Source organism: Calidifontimicrobium sp. SYSU G02091 (assembly GCF_022631395.1).
Classification (GTDB): domain Bacteria; phylum Pseudomonadota; class Gammaproteobacteria; order Burkholderiales; family Burkholderiaceae_C; genus Calidifontimicrobium; species Calidifontimicrobium sediminis.
This window is the reverse complement of record NZ_JALBGB010000010.1, coordinates 72,952-89,107: the sequence shown is the minus strand read 5'-3', so window position 1 is coordinate 89,107 and position 16,156 is coordinate 72,952. Positions and strand designations below refer to the sequence as shown.

The 16,156-nt window shown below is 70.8% G+C and carries 18 protein-coding genes; 16 read left to right on the top strand and 2 right to left on the bottom strand.

Annotation, left to right across the window (positions count from 1 at the left end; all coding sequences use genetic code 11):
- Positions 1 to 11: 11 nt before the first annotated feature.
- Both acnA and MOJ79_RS08635 read left to right on the top strand, forming a co-directional pair.
- A complete protein-coding gene (acnA, locus tag MOJ79_RS08640; protein ID WP_241923790.1) occupies positions 12 to 2,726 on the top strand; it encodes an aconitate hydratase AcnA in 2,715 nt (904 codons plus the stop codon).
- Between the two features lie 120 nt (positions 2,727 to 2,846).
- A complete protein-coding gene (locus MOJ79_RS08635; RefSeq protein WP_241923789.1) occupies positions 2,847 to 4,064 on the top strand; it encodes a cytochrome P450 in 1,218 nt (405 codons plus the stop codon).
- Between the two features lie 9 nt (positions 4,065 to 4,073).
- Here the strand turns inward: MOJ79_RS08635 and MOJ79_RS08630 are convergent, their stop codons facing one another.
- Positions 4,074 to 4,424: an ArsC family reductase gene (locus MOJ79_RS08630; RefSeq protein ID WP_241923788.1), complete on the bottom strand. Its 351-nt coding sequence runs from the start codon at positions 4,422 to 4,424 to the stop codon at positions 4,074 to 4,076.
- 12 nt (positions 4,425 to 4,436) lie between these two features.
- Positions 4,437 to 4,940: a hypothetical protein gene (locus MOJ79_RS08625; RefSeq protein WP_241923787.1), complete on the bottom strand. Its 504-nt coding sequence runs from the start codon at positions 4,938 to 4,940 to the stop codon at positions 4,437 to 4,439.
- A 389-nt stretch (positions 4,941 to 5,329) separates the two neighbouring features.
- Between MOJ79_RS08625 and MOJ79_RS08620 the strand changes: the two genes are divergently transcribed.
- From MOJ79_RS08620 to MOJ79_RS08555, 14 genes are all read left to right on the top strand, one after another.
- Positions 5,330 to 6,400, top strand: coding sequence for a hydrogenase small subunit (locus MOJ79_RS08620; RefSeq protein WP_241923786.1), 1,071 nt, complete (start codon positions 5,330 to 5,332; stop codon positions 6,398 to 6,400).
- A gap of 20 nt (positions 6,401 to 6,420) precedes the next feature.
- A complete protein-coding gene (locus tag MOJ79_RS08615; protein WP_241923785.1) occupies positions 6,421 to 8,277 on the top strand; it encodes a nickel-dependent hydrogenase large subunit in 1,857 nt (618 codons plus the stop codon).
- Positions 8,278 to 8,297: 20 nt separating this feature from the next.
- Complete coding sequence (locus MOJ79_RS08610; protein WP_241923784.1) at positions 8,298 to 8,885, top strand: HupE/UreJ family protein; 588 nt, start codon at positions 8,298 to 8,300, stop codon at positions 8,883 to 8,885.
- 24 nt (positions 8,886 to 8,909) lie between these two features.
- On the top strand, positions 8,910 to 9,644 hold the full coding sequence (gene cybH, locus MOJ79_RS08605; protein WP_241923783.1) for a Ni/Fe-hydrogenase, b-type cytochrome subunit: 735 nt from the start codon (positions 8,910 to 8,912) through the stop codon (positions 9,642 to 9,644).
- Positions 9,645 to 9,654: 10 nt separating this feature from the next.
- On the top strand, positions 9,655 to 10,269 hold the full coding sequence (locus MOJ79_RS08600) for a HyaD/HybD family hydrogenase maturation endopeptidase (RefSeq protein ID WP_241923782.1): 615 nt from the start codon (positions 9,655 to 9,657) through the stop codon (positions 10,267 to 10,269).
- Between the two features lie 16 nt (positions 10,270 to 10,285).
- On the top strand, positions 10,286 to 10,597 hold the full coding sequence (locus MOJ79_RS08595) for a HypC/HybG/HupF family hydrogenase formation chaperone (protein WP_241923781.1): 312 nt from the start codon (positions 10,286 to 10,288) through the stop codon (positions 10,595 to 10,597).
- 7 nt (positions 10,598 to 10,604) lie between these two features.
- The gene (locus MOJ79_RS08590; RefSeq protein WP_241923780.1) at positions 10,605 to 11,048 is read left to right on the top strand and encodes a hydrogenase; all 444 of its coding nucleotides are present in this window, start codon (positions 10,605 to 10,607) and stop codon (positions 11,046 to 11,048) included.
- A gap of 14 nt (positions 11,049 to 11,062) precedes the next feature.
- Positions 11,063 to 11,959: a hydrogenase expression/formation protein gene (locus MOJ79_RS08585; protein ID WP_241923779.1), complete on the top strand. Its 897-nt coding sequence runs from the start codon at positions 11,063 to 11,065 to the stop codon at positions 11,957 to 11,959.
- An 82-nt stretch (positions 11,960 to 12,041) separates the two neighbouring features.
- Positions 12,042 to 12,257, top strand: a complete 216-nt coding sequence (locus MOJ79_RS08580) for a rubredoxin (RefSeq protein WP_241923778.1) — start codon at positions 12,042 to 12,044, stop codon at positions 12,255 to 12,257.
- Complete coding sequence (hybE, locus tag MOJ79_RS08575) at positions 12,254 to 12,724, top strand: [NiFe]-hydrogenase assembly chaperone HybE (RefSeq protein WP_241923777.1); 471 nt, start codon at positions 12,254 to 12,256, stop codon at positions 12,722 to 12,724. The genes MOJ79_RS08580 and hybE overlap by 4 nt, the downstream gene beginning before the upstream one ends.
- On the top strand, positions 12,721 to 13,812 hold the full coding sequence (locus MOJ79_RS08570) for a hypothetical protein (RefSeq protein WP_241923776.1): 1,092 nt from the start codon (positions 12,721 to 12,723) through the stop codon (positions 13,810 to 13,812). Before hybE ends, MOJ79_RS08570 begins: the two co-directional genes overlap by 4 nt.
- The gene (hypA, locus tag MOJ79_RS08565; protein WP_241923775.1) at positions 13,805 to 14,152 is read left to right on the top strand and encodes a hydrogenase maturation nickel metallochaperone HypA; all 348 of its coding nucleotides are present in this window, start codon (positions 13,805 to 13,807) and stop codon (positions 14,150 to 14,152) included. Before MOJ79_RS08570 ends, hypA begins: the two co-directional genes overlap by 8 nt.
- 13 nt (positions 14,153 to 14,165) lie before the next feature.
- Positions 14,166 to 15,005: a hydrogenase nickel incorporation protein HypB gene (hypB, locus tag MOJ79_RS08560; protein WP_241923774.1), complete on the top strand. Its 840-nt coding sequence runs from the start codon at positions 14,166 to 14,168 to the stop codon at positions 15,003 to 15,005.
- Positions 15,002 to 16,156, top strand: a complete 1,155-nt coding sequence (locus MOJ79_RS08555) for a Kae1-like domain-containing protein (RefSeq protein ID WP_241923773.1) — start codon at positions 15,002 to 15,004, stop codon at positions 16,154 to 16,156. Before hypB ends, MOJ79_RS08555 begins: the two co-directional genes overlap by 4 nt.

Sequence of the window (16,156 nt, the reverse complement as noted above, 5' to 3'; positions counted from 1 at the left end):
AGGACCGCACCATGCTCGCCCCCGCCCACGCCTTCTCCAAGACCCTGAAGTCGTTCAAGACCGCCTCCGGCAAGGAAGGCCTGCTGTACTCGCTGCCCGCGCTCGCGAAGATCTACCCGAACGTCAACCGGCTGCCGGTGTCGATCCGCATCGTGCTCGAGAGCGTGCTGCGCAACTGCGACGGCAAGAAGGTCACGAAGGAGCACGTCGAGCAGCTCGCCAACTGGCAGCCCAACGCGCCGCGCACCGACGAGATCCCGTTCGTCGTCTCGCGCGTCGTGCTGCAGGACTTCACCGGCGTGCCGCTGCTGGCCGACCTGGCCGCGATGCGCAACGTCGCCGACCGCATGGGCAAGAACCCGAAGACGATCGAGCCGCTGGTGCCGGTCGACCTCGTTGTCGACCACTCGGTGATGATCGACCACTACGGCACGAAGAAGGCGCTGGACCTCAACATGAAGCTCGAGTTCGAGCGCAACCGCGAGCGCTACGAGTTCATGAAGTGGGGCATGCAGGCGTTCGACACCTTCGGCGTCGTGCCGCCGGGCTTCGGCATCGTGCACCAGGTCAACCTCGAGTACCTCGCGCGCGGCGTGCACAAGCGCAAGGACAAGGTGCACTACCCCGACACGCTGGTCGGTACCGACAGCCACACGACGATGATCAACGGCATCGGTGTCGTCGGCTGGGGTGTCGGCGGCATCGAGGCCGAGGCCGGCATGCTCGGCCAGCCGGTGTACTTCCTGACGCCTGACGTCGTCGGCTTCGAGCTCACCGGCCAGCTGCGCGAGGGCGTCACCGCCACCGACCTCGTGCTCACCGTCACCGAGATCCTGCGCAAGCACAAGGTGGTCGGCAAGTTCGTCGAGTTCTTCGGCCCCGGCACCGAGAGCCTGTCGGTGCCCGACCGCGCGACGATCGCCAACATGGCGCCCGAGTACGGGGCGACGATGGGCTTCTTCCCGGTCGACGGCAAGACGATCGAGTACTTCAGGGGCACCGGCCGCACGAAGGCCGAGATCGAAGCCTTCGAGGCCTACTTCAAGGCGCAGAAGCTGTTCGGCATTCCGAAGGCCGGCGAGATCGACTACACGAGCGTCGTCACGCTCGACCTGTCGACGGTGGCGCCGAGCCTTGCGGGCCCGAAGCGCCCGCAGGACCGCATCGAGATCACGCACCTCGCATCGAAGTTCACCGAGCTGTTCAGCAAGCCGGTGGCCGACAACGGCTTCAACCAGCCGGCCGACAAGCTCGGCCAGGTGTTCAAGACCGCCGACGGCATCGACATCCGCAACGGCGACGTGCTGATCGCCGCGATCACGAGCTGCACCAACACGAGCAACCCGGGCGTGCTGCTCGCCGCCGGCCTGCTCGCGAAGAAGGCCGTCGAGGCGGGGCTGAAGGTCAAGCCGCACGTCAAGACCTCGCTCGCGCCGGGCTCGCGCATCGTCACCGAGTACCTGACCAAGGCGGGCCTGCTGCCCTACCTCGAGAAGCTCGGCTTCGCGGTGGCGGCCTACGGCTGCACGACCTGCATCGGCAACGCCGGCGACCTGACGCCCGAGATCAACGACGTCATCACGAAGAACGACCTCGTCTGCGCCGCGGTGCTGTCGGGCAACCGCAACTTCGAGGCGCGCATCCACCCGAACCTCAAGGCCAACTTCCTCGCCAGCCCGCCGCTCGTGGTGGCGTACGCGATCGCCGGCAACGTCACGAAGGACCTGATGACCGAGCCGGTGGGCTTCGGCAAGAAGGGCAAGCCGGTGTACCTCGGCGACATCTGGCCCAGCAGCGACGAGGTCTACAAGCTGATGAAGTACGCGATGGACGCGAAGGCGTTCAAGGAGAACTACGGCAAGGTGCACGCCAAGCCCGGCAAGCTGTGGGAGCAGATCAAGGGCGTCAAGGGCCAGGTCTACACGTGGCCGAAGAGCACCTACATCGCGCAGCCGCCGTTCTTCGAGGGCTTCGAGATGACGCCGAAGGCGCTCGAGTCGGGCGTCAAGGGCGCGCGCATCATGGCCCTGTTCGGCGACTCGATCACGACCGACCACATCTCGCCCGCGGGCTCGATCAAGGAGAACTCGCCGGCCGGCCAGTACCTGATCGCCAACGGCGTCGCCAAGGCCGACTTCAACAGCTACGGCTCGCGCCGCGGCAACCACGAGGTGATGATGCGCGGCACCTTCGCCAACGTGCGCATCAAGAACCTGATGATCCCGCCGCGCGAGGACGGCTCGCGCGAGGAAGGCGGCGTCACGCTCTATCAGCCCGGCGGCGAGAAGATGTTCATCTACGACGCCGCGATGAAGTACATGGCCGCGGGCGTGCCCACCGTGATCTTCGCCGGCGAGGAATACGGCACCGGCTCGAGCCGCGACTGGGCCGCCAAGGGCACGCAGCTGCTGGGGATCAAGGCGGTCGTCGCGAAGAGCTTCGAGCGCATCCACCGCAGCAACCTGATCGGCATGGGCGTGCTGCCGCTGCAGTTCAAGGCCGGCGACTCGTGGGAGAGTCTGGGTATCCGCGGCGACGAAGTCGTCGATGTCGTGCTCGGCGACGAGATCAAGCCGCAGAGCGACGCCAAGCTCGTGATCACGAAGCCCGACGGCTCGCAGCGCGAAGTGACGGTGACGCTGCGCATCGACACGGCGATCGAGGTCGACTACTACAAGCACGGCGGCATCCTGCCGTTCGTGCTGCGGCAACTCCTCGCGGCCTGACCGGGCGCACCGTTCAGCCAGGGGGCGCGGCGCGCGAGCGCCGCGCCCCTTTGCGTTCGAGCCATGCGGCCCGGGCAAGCCCGCTGGCGCCGGCGTGGCTGGAAGCGGACACTGTCGCCGATGGACCCCGACACCGCCCGCACGCTGGCCACGCGCTTCACGCTGACGGACCCGCCACCCGGCTTCGTCGACGACCCCTACCCGGTCTACGCCGCGCTGCGCGCGCACGACCCGGTGCACGAGCTGGCGCCGGGCTCGTTCCTGCTGACGCGCTACGACGACGTCGCCGCCGTCTACCGCCATCCGGCGGCGAGCTCCGACAAGCGGCGCGAGTTCGCGCCGAAGTTCGGCGCGGGCACGCCGCTGTTCGAGCACCACACGACGAGCCTCGTCTTCAACGACCCGCCGCTGCACACCCGCGTGCGGCGCCCCATCGTTACTGCGCTGAACCCGCGCGCGCTCGCGCGCATGGAGCCCGGTCTCGTCGCGCTCGTCGACGCCCTCCTCGACCGCCTGGCCGACGCGCCGGCGCCCGACCTGATCGACGACTTCGCCGCGCGCATCCCCATCGACGTGATCGGCAACCTGCTCGACGTGCCCGCCGACGAGCGCGGCCCGCTGCGCGACTGGTCGCTCGCGATCCTCTCGGCGCTCGAGCCGGCGCCGTCGGCCGAGGTGCTCGCGCGCGGGAACGCCGCGGTCGAGGCGTTCAAGGACTACCTGCGCACGCTGGTGGCCGAGCGCCGCCGCCACCCCGGCGACCCCGACGTCGACGTGCTGACGCGGCTGATCGTCGGCGACGGCGAGCCGCTGTCGGACACCGAGCTGCTGCACCAGTGCATCTTCCTGCTCAACGCCGGACACGAGACGACGACGAACCTGATCGGCAACGGCGTGCACGCGCTGCTGACCCGGCGCGACCAGTGGCAGCGGCTCGTGGACGACCCCGCGCTGATCGGCAGCGCGGTCGAGGAGCTGCTGCGCTACGAGAGTCCGCTGCAGCTCAACAACCGGCTGGCGACCGCGCCGATCGAACTCGCCGGCGGCACCGTGCCCGCGGGCGCGTTCCTGACGCTGGCGATCGGCGCGGCCAACCGCGACCCGGCCGTCTTCGCCGAGCCCGAGCGGCTCGACGTCGCGCGCAAGCCGAACCCGCACCTCGCGTTCGGCCACGGCGCGCACGCCTGCGCCGGGATGAACGTCGCGCGGCTCGAGGCGCGCATCGCGATCGGGCGCCTGGCGGCGCGCTTCCCGCGCCTCGATCTGGCGGCCGCCCCCGAGCGCGACGCGCGCGTGCGCTTCCGCGGTTTCAGGCGGCTGCCGGTGACGGTGCGCTGAGCCTCGCCGCTACAGGCGGCGCAACCAGTCGTCGGCGTCGAAGCCGACCGTCAGCGACCCATCGCGCCAGCGCACCACGGGCCGGCGGATCACGCTCGGCTGCGCGAGCATCAGCGCGCGGGCCGACGCGGCATCGGTCACCGCGGCCTTCGCCGCGTCGTCGAGCTTGCGCCACGTCGTGCCCTGGCGATTGAGCAGCCGCTCCCAGCCGAGCGTCGCGATCCAGGCGTCCAAGGCCTCGGCGGGCACACCGGACTTCTTGAAGTCGTGGAACGTCACCTCGACGCCGCGCTCGGCGAGCCACGCGCGCGCGCGCTTGACGGTGTCGCAGTGGGCAATGCCGTAGACGGTCAGGGTCATCGTGAAGATCGGTCAGAACAGTTCGAACGGTGGCTCGCACAGCGGGTCGGGCAGGTAGCCTCCACCGCCGATCGTGCGGCCGTCGGGGCCGAACGTGACGCGAAACCACAGACACAGATTGTTTTCGTAGCGCCACGACCAGACAACCCGCCCGACGAAGCCCACCGGCTGACGCTCGGCCGGGCGGCCGATGCGGCGCAGCACCTGCGCCTCGGCCATGCCGTCGACGATCTCGGCGAAGTGCCGCTCGTCGAGCACCTGCTCGCCGCGCACCACGCGCCCGGCGGCATCGACGTCGATCATGTAGGTCTGGCGCCCGAGAGGGCCGCGCGCGATCTCGACGCGCGTCGTGCCGTCGGGCATCGCATAGCGGGCCGTCACCGGACCCAGCGCGCGCACGACGTCGGCCTCGGTCTGGCCCGGCGTGATCGTCACCGGCGCGAGGGCCGCACAGGCCGCCAGGCACAGCGTCGCCAAGGCGCCGGCGACGACGCAGCGCCCCGGCCGGTGACTCACGATCTGCGGCGAAGCCGGCGACGCCCTCACACCACGAAGAATGACGTGACCCGGGCGTTCGGGCAAGCATCGGCCCCGATCGGGCTTCACGGCGGTTCGGGACAGGCCTGGACACCGAGGCCCATCTCCAAACCCGCCGCCAAGCCCCGATGAAGTCCCTGACGCGGGCGACGCGGCGCGCTGCACGTGCGGCTTCCACTTCGCCAGCGCCACCGACAAGCCGGTTACCAGTGTCGTGCAGTGGCGCCCGCCGGCTCGACCCGACGGCGACGAAAATTCTCCTGACATCAAGGACTTACGAGCCCCCTCCCGGACTTTCCCGAGGTCGACGGGAACACGGCACGCCTCTTGTGACGGTGTCGGCCAGATCCACACAGGAGACGGGGACGATGGAGACCTTCTACGAGGTGATGCGGCGCCAGGGCATCTCGCGGCGCAGCTTCCTCAAGTACTGCTCGCTCACGGCCACCTCGCTCGGCCTTGCACCCTCGTTCGTGCCGCAGATCGCCCATGCGATGGAGACCAAGCCGCGCACGCCGGTGCTGTGGCTGCACGGGCTGGAGTGCACCTGCTGCTCGGAGAGCTTCATCCGCTCGGCGCACCCGCTGGCCAAGGACGTGGTGCTGTCGATGATCAGCCTGGACTACGACGACACGCTGATGGCCGCCGCCGGCCACCAGGCCGAGGCCATCCTCGAGGAGATCATGGCCAAATACAAGGGCAACTACATACTGGCCGTGGAGGGCAACCCGCCGCTGCACGAAGGCGGCATGTTCTGCATCCAATCGGGCAAGCCCTTCGTCGACAAGCTCAAGCGCGTGGCCAAGGACAGCAAGGCGGTGATCGCCTGGGGCTCCTGCGCCAGCTGGGGCTGCGTGCAGGCCGCCAGGCCGAATCCGACGCAGGCCACGCCGATCCACAAGGTGATCACCGACAAGCCGATCATCAAGGTGCCCGGCTGCCCGCCGATCGCCGAGGTGATGACCGGCGTGATCACCTACATGCTGACCTTCGACCGCATTCCCGAGCTCGACCGCCAGGGCCGGCCGAAGATGTTCTACAGCCAGCGCATCCACGACAAGTGCTACCGCCGACCGCACTTCGACGCCGGCCAGTTCGTCGAGGCCTTCGACGACGAGAGCGCGCGCCGCGGCTACTGCCTCTACAAGGTCGGCTGCAAGGGCCCGACGACTTACAACGCCTGCTCCACTGTTCAGTGGAACGAGGGCACCAGCTTCCCGATCAAGGCCGGCCACGGCTGCATCGGCTGCTCGGAAGACGGCTTCTGGGACAAGGGTTCGTTCTACAGCCGCCTGACCGACATCCACCAGTTCGGCATCGAGGCCAACGCCGACAAGGTCGGCGGCACGGCGGCCGGCGTGGTCGGCGCGGCGGTGGCGGCGCATGCGGCGGTCTCCGCGATCAAGCGCGTCAGCACCCCGGCGGGCAGCAACCCGTAAGCAACGAGGAGCACAACCCCATGGGCGCGTACGAAACGCAAGGCTTCAAGCTCGACGACAGCGGCAGGCGCGTGGTCGTCGATCCGGTGACCCGCATCGAGGGCCACATGCGCTGCGAGGTCAACGTCGACAAGGACAACGTCATCCGCAACGCCGTCTCCACCGGCACGATGTGGCGCGGACTGGAGGTGATCCTCAAGGGCCGCGACCCGCGCGACGCCTGGGCTTTCGTCGAGCGCATCTGCGGCGTGTGCACCGGCTGCCACGCGTTGACCTCGGTGCGCGCGGTGGAGGATGCGCTCGGGATCCGCATCCCGAAGAACGCGCACCTGATCCGCGAGATGATGGCCAAGACGCTGCAGGTGCACGACCACGCGGTGCACTTCTACCACCTGCATGCGCTGGACTGGGTCGACGTGGTGTCGGCGCTGAAGGCCGACCCGAAAAAGACCAGCGAGCTGCAGCAGCTCGTCTCGCCGTCGCACCCGCTCTCGTCGCCCGGCTACTTCCGCGACATCCAGAACCGTCTGAAGAAGTTCGTCGACAGCGGCCAGCTCGGCCCCTTCATGAACGGCTACTGGGGCCACAAGGCCTACGTGCTGCCGCCCGAGGCCAACCTGATGGCCGTGACGCACTACCTCGAGGCGCTCGACCTGCAGAAGGAATGGGTCAAGGTGCACACCATCTTCGGCGGCAAGAACCCGCACCCGAACTACCTGGTCGGCGGCGTGCCCTGCGCGATCAACCTCGACCGCGACGGCGCGGCCGGTGCGCCGATCAACATGGAGCGGCTGAACTTCGTCAAGGCGCGCATCGACGAGATGGTGGAGTTCAACAAGAACGTCTACCTGCCCGACGTGCTGGCGATCGGCACGATCTACAAGCACGCCGGCTGGCTGCACGGCGGCGGCCTCGCGGCCACCAACGTGGCCGACTACGGCGAGTACCCGAAGGTCAACTACGACAAGAGCACCGACCAGCTGCCCGGCGGCGTGATCCTGAACGGGAACTGGGACGAGATCCTGCCGATCGACCCGCGCGACCCCGAGCAGGTGCAGGAGTTCGTCACGCACAGCTGGTACAAGTACGCCGACGAGACCAAGGGCCTGCATCCCTGGGACGGCGTGACCGAGCCGAACTACGCGCTGGGCGCCAACACCAAGGGCACGAAGACGGCCATCGAGCAGATCGACGAGGCAGCCAAGTACTCGTGGATCAAGGCGCCGCGCTGGCGCGGCCACGCGATGGAGGTCGGGCCGCTGTCGCGCTACATCCTCGCCTACGCCCACGCGAGAAAGGGCAACAGGTTCGCCCAGCGGCCGAAGGAGCAGATCGAGTACGCCGCGATGATGATCAACAGCGCCATCCCCAAGGCGCTGGGCCTGCCGGAGACGCAGTACACGCCCAAGCAGCTGCTGCCCACCACCATCGGCCGCACGCTGGCGCGCTGCCTGGAGGGGCAGTACTGCGGCGAGATGATGGTCGACGACTGGAACGAGCTGATCGCCAACGTCAAGGCCGGCGACACCGCCACCGCCAACGTCGACAAGTGGGACCCGGCCACCTGGCCGAAGGAGGCCAAGGGCGTCGGCACGGTGGCCGCGCCGCGCGGCATGCTGGGCCACTGGGTGAAGATCAAGGACGGCCGCATCGAGAACTACCAGTGCGTGGTGCCCACCACTTGGAACGGCAGCCCGCGCGACGCCAAGGGCCAGATCGGCGCCTTCGAGGCCAGCCTGATGAACACGCCGATGGTCGACCCGCAGCAGCCTGTCGAGATCCTGCGCACGCTGCACTCCTTCGACCCCTGCCTGGCCTGCTCCACCCACGTGATGAGCGAGGACGGCGCCGAGCTCACCCGCGTCAAGGTGCGCTGAAGACGAACGACGGAGACACCATGAACCACGCATCAAACCTCCTGCGCGGCGCGGCCGCCGTCGGCCTCGCGCTGGCGGCCGGCACCACCTCGGCCCACACCGGCCACGGCACCGAGTCGCTGTTCCAGGGCCTGGCCCATCCGCTGGGCTTGGACCACCTGCTGGCGATGGTGGCGGTGGGCGTGTGGTCGGCTGCCGCCTTCGACGGCGCACGCCGCTGGATCGCGCCGCTGACCTTCCTCGCGGCGATGACGGCCGCGGCGCTGCTGGCAATGGCTGGCCTCGCACTGCCCTTCGTCGAGTACGGCATCGCGCTGTCGGTGGCGATGTTCGGCGCGATGCTCGCCTTTGCGAAGCGCGTGCCGGCTGCTCCCGGCCTCGCCCTGGTCGCGTCCGCGGCCGCGCTGCACGGCGTGGCGCACGGGGCCGAGTTGCCGGCTGGCGCCAGCGTGGCCGGCTACGCGCTCGGGTTCCTCGCCACCACCGCCGCGCTGCACGCCGGCGGCGTCGGCCTGGGCGCGATGCTGCGCGATCGCGGCGCGTGGATCTGGCGCAGCGCCGGCGCGCTGCTGGGCCTGGCCGGCGTCGTTCTGCTGGCGCAAGCCTGACACCGCAGCACAGGGGAGGTCAGCATGTCGCTCACACCGTCGCCTTCGTTCAACGGCGTCACCGGCACCGACGAGACCGCCGTCGCCCGCGCGGCGGCGATCAAGGCGGTCTATGTCTACGAAGCACCGGTGCGCCTGTGGCACTGGGTCAACGCGCTGGCGCTGATCGTGCTGGCGATCACCGGCTACTTCATCGGCTCGCCGCTGCCCACCCTGCCCGGCGAGGCCAGCGCGAATTACCTGATGGGCTACATCCGCTTCGCGCACTTCGCTGCGGGCTACGTCTTCGCGGTCGGTCTGATCGGACGGCTGTACTGGGCCTTCGTCGGCAACCACCACGCGCGCGAGCTGTTCACGCTGCCGGTGTTCAGCCGCCTGTACTGGCGCGAGGTGGCCACGATGCTGAAGTGGTACGCCTTCCTGCTCCGACGGCCGAACCGCTACGTGGGCCATAACCCGCTGGCGCGCGCGGCGATGTTCTTCGGCTTCCTGTTCATCTCGCTGTTCATGCTCGTCACCGGCTTCGCACTGTACGGCGAAGGCACGCAGCCCGGCTCGTGGGCGCACACGGCGTTCAGCAGCTGGGTGATCCCGCTGTTCGGGAACTCGCAGGACGTGCACACCTGGCACCACCTGGGCCTGTGGGCGATGGTCATCTTCGTGACGTTGCACGTGTACGCCGCGATCCGCGAGGACATCATGGGCCGGCAGAGCATCGTCAGCACGATGATCTCGGGCTACCGCACGTTCAAGGACTGAGGCCGGCGCCGTGGGCATCACCGTTCTGGGCATCGGCAACGTGCTGTGGGCCGACGAGGGTTTCGGCGTGCGCTGCGTCGAGGCGCTGCAGCAGCGCTGGGCCTTCGACGATGGCGGCGAGGCGGTGAGCCTGGTCGACGGCGGCACGCAGGGCCTGTACCTGATCCAGCACGTGCAGGCGGCGGGCAAGCTGCTGATCTTCGACGCCATCGACTACGGTCTCGAACCCGGCACGCTCAAGCTGATCGAGAACGACGAGGTGCCGCGCTTCATGGGCGCCAAGAAGATGAGCCTGCACCAGACCGGCTTCCAGGAGGTGCTGATGCTGGCGCAGCTGACCGGGCAGTACCCCGAGCAGGTGCTGCTGATCGGCTGCCAGCCGCAGGAACTGGAAGACTACGGCGGCAGCCTGCGCCCCGTCGTGAAGACGGCGCTGGAAGACGCCCTCGCGCTCGGCCTCGACCGCCTGCGTGCCTGGGGCGCGAGGCCGGTGCCGCGCGATGCCGCCCTTGCCCATGACGAAGCGGTGACCGTGCCCACGCTGGCGCTCGGCGCTTACGAGGCGGGCCGGCCAACGCCCGAGCAGGCCTGCCGTGTCGGCGACGACCGTTTCCTGCCGCGCTGACGACGGGACGCACGCCATGTGCATCGGCATCCCCATGCAGGTCATCAGCGTCGAGCCCGGCCACGCCTGGGTCGCCGGCCGCGGCGAGGTCAAGCGAATCGGCACCGCGCTGGTCGGCGAGTGCGCCGAACGCGACTGGCTGCTCGTCTTCCTCGACACGGCGCGCGAGCGCATCGATGCGCAGCGCGCCGCGGAAGTCAACGCCGTGCTCGACCTGTTGCAAGACGCGCTGACCGGCGCGCCCGACACCACCGCCGAGGCCGGCTTCGCGCTGCCCTCGCGCACGGACCCCGCCACGCTGGCCGCCCTCACCGGCCGCACCGACTGAGATCGCCATGACCGCCACCACCCTGCCCGCCGTGATGCAGCGCCTGCTCGACCGCTTCGATGCCACCCGCATCGAGGCCGACACGCTGGCCGCCTTCCTCGAGCGCCCGGGCACGAGCGTGCTTCTGCTGGCCGGCGACCCGGTGCAGTTTCCCGAGGGCCTGGACGTGGCCGTCGTGCTGCCCGAGCTGCGCAGCGCGCTGGCCGCCGACTTCGCGATCGGCGTTGTCGCGCCCGGCAGCCAGGACGCGGTGGCGCGCCGCTACGGCGTGCAGCGCTGGCCCTCGCTGGTGTTCCTGCGCGACGGCCAGTACGTCACCACGGTCTCGGGTATGCACGACTGGACCGAGTACCTGAAGCTCGTCGAGGCCGCGCTGGCCATGCCGGTGTCGCGCGCGCCAACCATCGGCATCCCGGTGGTCAGCGCCCACGCGACACCCGGCTGCCACTGAACCGGATGACCGCCATGACCGCCTCTTCCCGCCCCTTCCCGATTCCCGTGGTCGCCGATCTCGGGCCGGACCGCCACGACGACGAGGCGCTCGACTGCATGAGCATGCCCAAGGGCATGGACACCTACCGGCCGCCGGTGCTGCCCGACCCGGAAGAGCTTGCCGCCCACGAACTCGCCCGCGAGGTGCTGGCCGCGGTGCGGGACGCCGTCACCGCCGCCTGCGAAGGCCGCGTGCCGTCGCCGGTGCGCCTGGACGGTCTGCCGGCCGGCGAGCTGGCGCTGGTCAACCAGGTGCTCGGCGAAGGCGAGGTCAGCGCGCAGGTGCTCGCGCAGCCGGAGACCCGGCTGGTCGGCGACGAAGCGGTGCGCGTGCGCATCCAGGAGTCGGTATTCGCCGGCGTCTGGCGGGTGATCACCCTCGGCGACGACGGTGCGGTGCACGACCACGTCGAGGTCGGCGCGATCCCGGCCGCGCTGCTGCGCGCCGCGCATGAGGACGGCCATGGCCCGCGCGAGCCGCTGCCGCCGGTGCCCGCCGAGCTGCCGAACCTGCCGCCCATCCTCACCGAGCTCGCCGACCGGCGCGCGCGCTGGCAGCCCGGCGACGCCGCGCACGTGGTCAACCTGACGCTGCTGCCGCTCTCGCCAGCGGACATCGCCCACCTGGACCACCAGCTCGGCACCGGCCGCGTGGTGGTCCTCTCGCGCGGCTACGGCAACTGCCGCATCACCGACACGCGCGTGCCCAACACCTGGCGCGTCGTGTACTACAACTCGCAGGACGCGGTGATCCTCAACACCGTCGAGGTCAGCGCGATCCCCGAGGTGGCCTGCGCCGCGCCGGAGGATCTCGCCGACACGGCCGAGCGCCTGGCCGAAGTGCTGAGCTGGGTCACACATGGGGCCTGAGAGATGAAGCCCCCCAGCTCACTCCGTTCGCTGCCCCCCAAGGGGGCTGTCCGTGGCTTCGGAACGGCCGGGCGCCACTGACATGTTCGAAGGCAGCTATCTCGGCGACGCCTCCAAGCTGGCCGCCCACACGCGGCTGGAATGCAAGATCTGCTGGTGGGTCTACGACCCCGCCGAGGGCGACCCGGTCTGGCAGATCGCGCCGGGCACGCCCTTCGCCGAACTGCCGGCGCACTGGCGCTGCCCGCAGTGCGACGGCGCGGCCGACCAGTTCATGGTGCTGCAGGACGCCTCATGATCCTGTCGCTCGCCGACCGTGTCGAGGCACTGGCACGAGCCTATGCCCACATCGCCGCCGCGCGCATGGCCGGCCTGCCGATGGTGCACCCGCGGCTCGCCGTCGCGACGGTCGGCTTCCAGCCCCTCGACGACGACGTCGCCCTCGGCGTGCTGGTCACGCCCTGGTGCATGAACCTGGTGCGGCTGCCGCTGCAGGACGGCGTGGCCACGCTCGCCGTCGGGCAGGCCGGCGCCCGCGACATCGGCGCGCGCCGCTTCGACTTCATCGGCGCCCGCGAGAGCGGCGTCGGCGCCTTCGAGGCGGCTTCGCTGTTCTCGCCGATGGCCGAGTTTGCCGACCAGCCAGCCGCGCTGGCCACGGCCGAGGAAGTGCTGAAGCAACTGCGCGGCCCGCTGCCACCGCGCGTGGCGCAGCCGGCACGGCGCGGCTTCCTGTTCGGTCGGCGCGAGGGAGCGTCGGCGTGAACCTCGCCGGCCGCATGAGCCTGCGCCCCGGCGCCGCGCTGCCCACGATCCACAGCAGCCGGCCGATGCTGGCTGCCCGCGTGGCCCGCGGCCGCCGCGCCGACGACCTGCCCGGCACGCTGGGCGCCCTGTTCACTCTCTGCGCGCATGCCCACCGCCTGACGGCACGCCGCGCCGTCGCGGCGGCGCGGGGCGAGGTGGCGGTGTCCACCCCCTCCGAGCGGCTCGCGCTGCAGGCCGGCACCGCCCGCGAACACGTGCTGCGCATCGCGCACGACTGGCACCGCCTGCTGCCCGATGCGCCGGCGGCCGAACCCGCGCTGCGCCTGCGCAGCTGCCCGCTGTGGCGCGACGACCTCGACGCGCACGACCAGCTGGCCGACCTGCCCCTGTGGCTGGCGCATCACTGGCTGGCCGAACCGGTGAGCTCGTGGCTGGCCGGACAGCGCGTCGATCCGCTGGCCTGGGCCGCGCACTGGTGCAAAGCGGCCGACACGCCGCTGGCACGACTGCTGCACAGCCAGCGGGAGGCGATGCAGGCGATCGCGACACCGCAGCGGCCGCTGCGCCTGCTCGACACCCCGCGCGCCTCGATGCCTCGCCTGGCCCGGCGCATGGCCGACGAGGCCGACTTCTGCGCCCGCCCCGACTGGCAGGGCGCCCCCGCCGAGACCGGCCCCTGGACCCGCGTCGCCGACACGGCCTGCGCACCGCTTCACAATGCGTGGATGCGCCTCGTCGCCCGCCTCGTCGACCTGATGCAGCTCGCGCTACCGGGCGGGCGCGACCGGCTGGCCGAAGGCGCGCTGCCGCTCGGGCCGGGCGAGGCGGTCGCCTGGACCGAGATGGCCCGCGGGCTGCTGGTGCACTGGGTGCAATTGGAAAATGGCCCGCAGGGCCCGCGCGTGGCCGACTGCCGCGTGCTCGCGCCGACCGAGTGGAACTTCCATCCGCACGGCGTGCTGGCGCAGACGCTGGCGGGCCTGCACGGCGATGCGCGCGTCGATCAGGCCACACGCGCCGCGGTGGCCTTCGACCCCTGCGTCGAGTTCGACGTGGCGGTGATGCCGGAGCCCGCCCATGCATGAGCTGAGTCTGGCCGGCGGCATCGTCAAGCTCGTCGAGGACGCCGCCGTGCGCGAGCACTTCAAGCGTGTCTCGCAGCTGCGCCTGGAGGCGGGCGCGCTGTCGGGCGTGGAGGTGCGCGCGCTGCGCTTCGCGCTCGATGCCGTTGCGCCCGGCACCTGCCTCGAGGGCGCCGTGATCGAGATCGAGGAGCCGCCGGGCCAGGCCTGGTGCCTGCGCTGCGCCGCCACCGTCGAGATCGCCTCGCGCACCGACCCCTGCCCGGTCTGCGGCGGCCACCAGATCCAACCCACCGGCGGCACCGAGTTGCGCGTGCTCGAGCTGCTGGTCCACGACGACTGAAGGAGAACGAGCCATGTGCGTCGTCTGCGGCTGCGCCCACCCGACCGCCACGCATCCCGAGCATGCCCACGTGGCCGTGGATGCACGCACCGGCGACCTGCACTACGGCGCCGGCGCCGCGCGCGTGTCGGTACCCGGCATGAGCCAGGCCCGCGCGATCAGGCTCGAGGCCGACGTGCTCGGCGAGAACAACCGCATCGCCGCGGCCAACCGGGCGCACTTCGCGGCGCATGGCGTGACGGCTTACAACCTGGTCTCCAGCCCCGGCTCGGGCAAGACCACGCTGCTGTGCGCGACGATCGAGTACCTCAAGCGCCATGCGCCCGCGCTGCCGCTGGCGGTGATCGAGGGCGACCAGCAGACCAGCCACGACGCCGACCGCATCCGCGCCACCGGCGCTGCGGCGATCCAGGTCAACACCGGCAAGGGCTGCCACCTCGACGCGGCGATGGTGGCGGACGCGTTCTCAAGGCTGCATCTGCATGCGCATCATCATGCGCACGACGGCCATGCGCACGACCATCACCACGCGAAGTCGCTGCTCTTTATCGAGAACGTCGGCAATCTCGTCTGTCCGGCGATGTGGGACCTGGGCGAGGCCGCGAAGATCGCGATCCTGTCGGTGACCGAGGGCGAGGACAAGCCGCTGAAGTACCCCGACATGTTCGCCGCGGCGCGGCTGATGGTGCTGAACAAGACCGACCTGCTGCCGCACCTGGACTTCGACATGCCGAAGTGCATCGAGTACGCGCGGCGCGTCAACCCGGGCATCGAGGTGCTGCTGGTGTCGGCGAAGACCGGCGCCGGGCTGGATGCCTGGGTCGAGTGGCTGCTGCATCCCGAGGCGGCATGAACGAGACCGCGACGCTGCCGAGCTCCGCCCCTGCGCGGGTGCTGGCCTGCGGCGCCTTCCTGAAGAACCGCGCCGCGCGGCTGGAGGGTGACCGGCTCGCCTGGTCGGCGCTGCACGGCGACCTGGGCACGGCCGAGGCCTGCCGGGCGCTCGACGACGCCGCCGAGGCGCTGCTCGCGCAAGGCGGCGTCGATGCGATCGCGCACGACCTGCACCCCGACTTCCACAGCACGCGGCTGGCGCAGTCACTCTCGGAGCGCCTCGGCGTGCCGGCGATCGGCGTGCAGCACCACCATGCGCACATCGCCGCGGTGATCGCCGAGGCCGGCCTCGCGCGGCCGGTGATCGGCATCGCGCTCGACGGCGTCGGCCTGGGCACCGACGGCACGGCGTGGGGCGGCGAGCTGCTGTGGGTCGATGGCGGCGATCACGCGCACCGCTGGGAGCGCATCGGGCATCTGCACCCCATCGCCCTGCCCGGCGGCGACGTCGCCGCGCGCGAGCCGTGGCGGCTGGCCGCCGCGGTGCTGCATGCGCTCGGCCGCGGCGACGAGATCGAGGCGCGCTTCGCCGGCGCGGTGCCCGCGCTCACCGCCCGGGGCCTCAAGACCATGCTCGACCGCGGCCTGAACTGTCCGGCCAGCACCGGCGCCGGCCGCTGGTTCGATGCGGCTGCCGGTGCGCTGGGCCTGTCGATTCGCCAGGCCTTCGAGGCCGAGGCCGCGATCGCGCTGGAGCGGCTGGCCACGCAGGCCCTGCCCGACGACACGCAGGCCGCGACCTTCGCGCCGACGCTGGACCTGCGTGGCGTGGTCGCCGGGCTGTTTGACGTGCCGCGCGACGCCGAGCCCGCACGAGCCCGGGCCGCGCTGCGCTTCCACCACGCGCTGGCCGACGGTCTCGCCGATGCGGCGGTACGTGCCTCGCACGAGCGCGGCTGCGACACGGTGGTGTTCGGCGGCGGCTGCTTCCTGAACCGTGTGCTGAGCGAACGCCTCGCTAGGCAACTGCAGGCCGCCGGCCTCGCGGTGCACGCCCCGCGCCAGACCCCCTGCGGCGACGCCGGCCTTGCGCTCGGCCAGGCCTGGGTGGCGGCGTGCCGCGTCGCGCGCGCCACCCTTTCTTCGAACGCGCTCGCGCTGGAAAGCTGA

Coding starts and splice junctions, on each gene's coding strand:
- acnA (WP_241923790.1), top strand. CDS start 12: ATGCTCGCCCCCGCCCACGCCTTCTCCAAGACCCTGAAGTCGTTCAAG.
- MOJ79_RS08635 (WP_241923789.1), top strand. CDS start 2,847: ATGGACCCCGACACCGCCCGCACGCTGGCCACGCGCTTCACGCTGACG.
- MOJ79_RS08630 (WP_241923788.1), bottom strand. CDS start 4,424: ATGACCCTGACCGTCTACGGCATTGCCCACTGCGACACCGTCAAGCGC.
- MOJ79_RS08620 (WP_241923786.1), top strand. CDS start 5,330: ATGGAGACCTTCTACGAGGTGATGCGGCGCCAGGGCATCTCGCGGCGC.
- MOJ79_RS08615 (WP_241923785.1), top strand. CDS start 6,421: ATGGGCGCGTACGAAACGCAAGGCTTCAAGCTCGACGACAGCGGCAGG.
- MOJ79_RS08610 (WP_241923784.1), top strand. CDS start 8,298: ATGAACCACGCATCAAACCTCCTGCGCGGCGCGGCCGCCGTCGGCCTC.
- cybH (WP_241923783.1), top strand. CDS start 8,910: ATGTCGCTCACACCGTCGCCTTCGTTCAACGGCGTCACCGGCACCGAC.
- MOJ79_RS08595 (WP_241923781.1), top strand. CDS start 10,286: ATGTGCATCGGCATCCCCATGCAGGTCATCAGCGTCGAGCCCGGCCAC.
- MOJ79_RS08590 (WP_241923780.1), top strand. CDS start 10,605: ATGACCGCCACCACCCTGCCCGCCGTGATGCAGCGCCTGCTCGACCGC.
- MOJ79_RS08585 (WP_241923779.1), top strand. CDS start 11,063: ATGACCGCCTCTTCCCGCCCCTTCCCGATTCCCGTGGTCGCCGATCTC.
- MOJ79_RS08580 (WP_241923778.1), top strand. CDS start 12,042: ATGTTCGAAGGCAGCTATCTCGGCGACGCCTCCAAGCTGGCCGCCCAC.
- hybE (WP_241923777.1), top strand. CDS start 12,254: ATGATCCTGTCGCTCGCCGACCGTGTCGAGGCACTGGCACGAGCCTAT.
- hypA (WP_241923775.1), top strand. CDS start 13,805: ATGCATGAGCTGAGTCTGGCCGGCGGCATCGTCAAGCTCGTCGAGGAC.
- hypB (WP_241923774.1), top strand. CDS start 14,166: ATGTGCGTCGTCTGCGGCTGCGCCCACCCGACCGCCACGCATCCCGAG.
- MOJ79_RS08555 (WP_241923773.1), top strand. CDS start 15,002: ATGAACGAGACCGCGACGCTGCCGAGCTCCGCCCCTGCGCGGGTGCTG.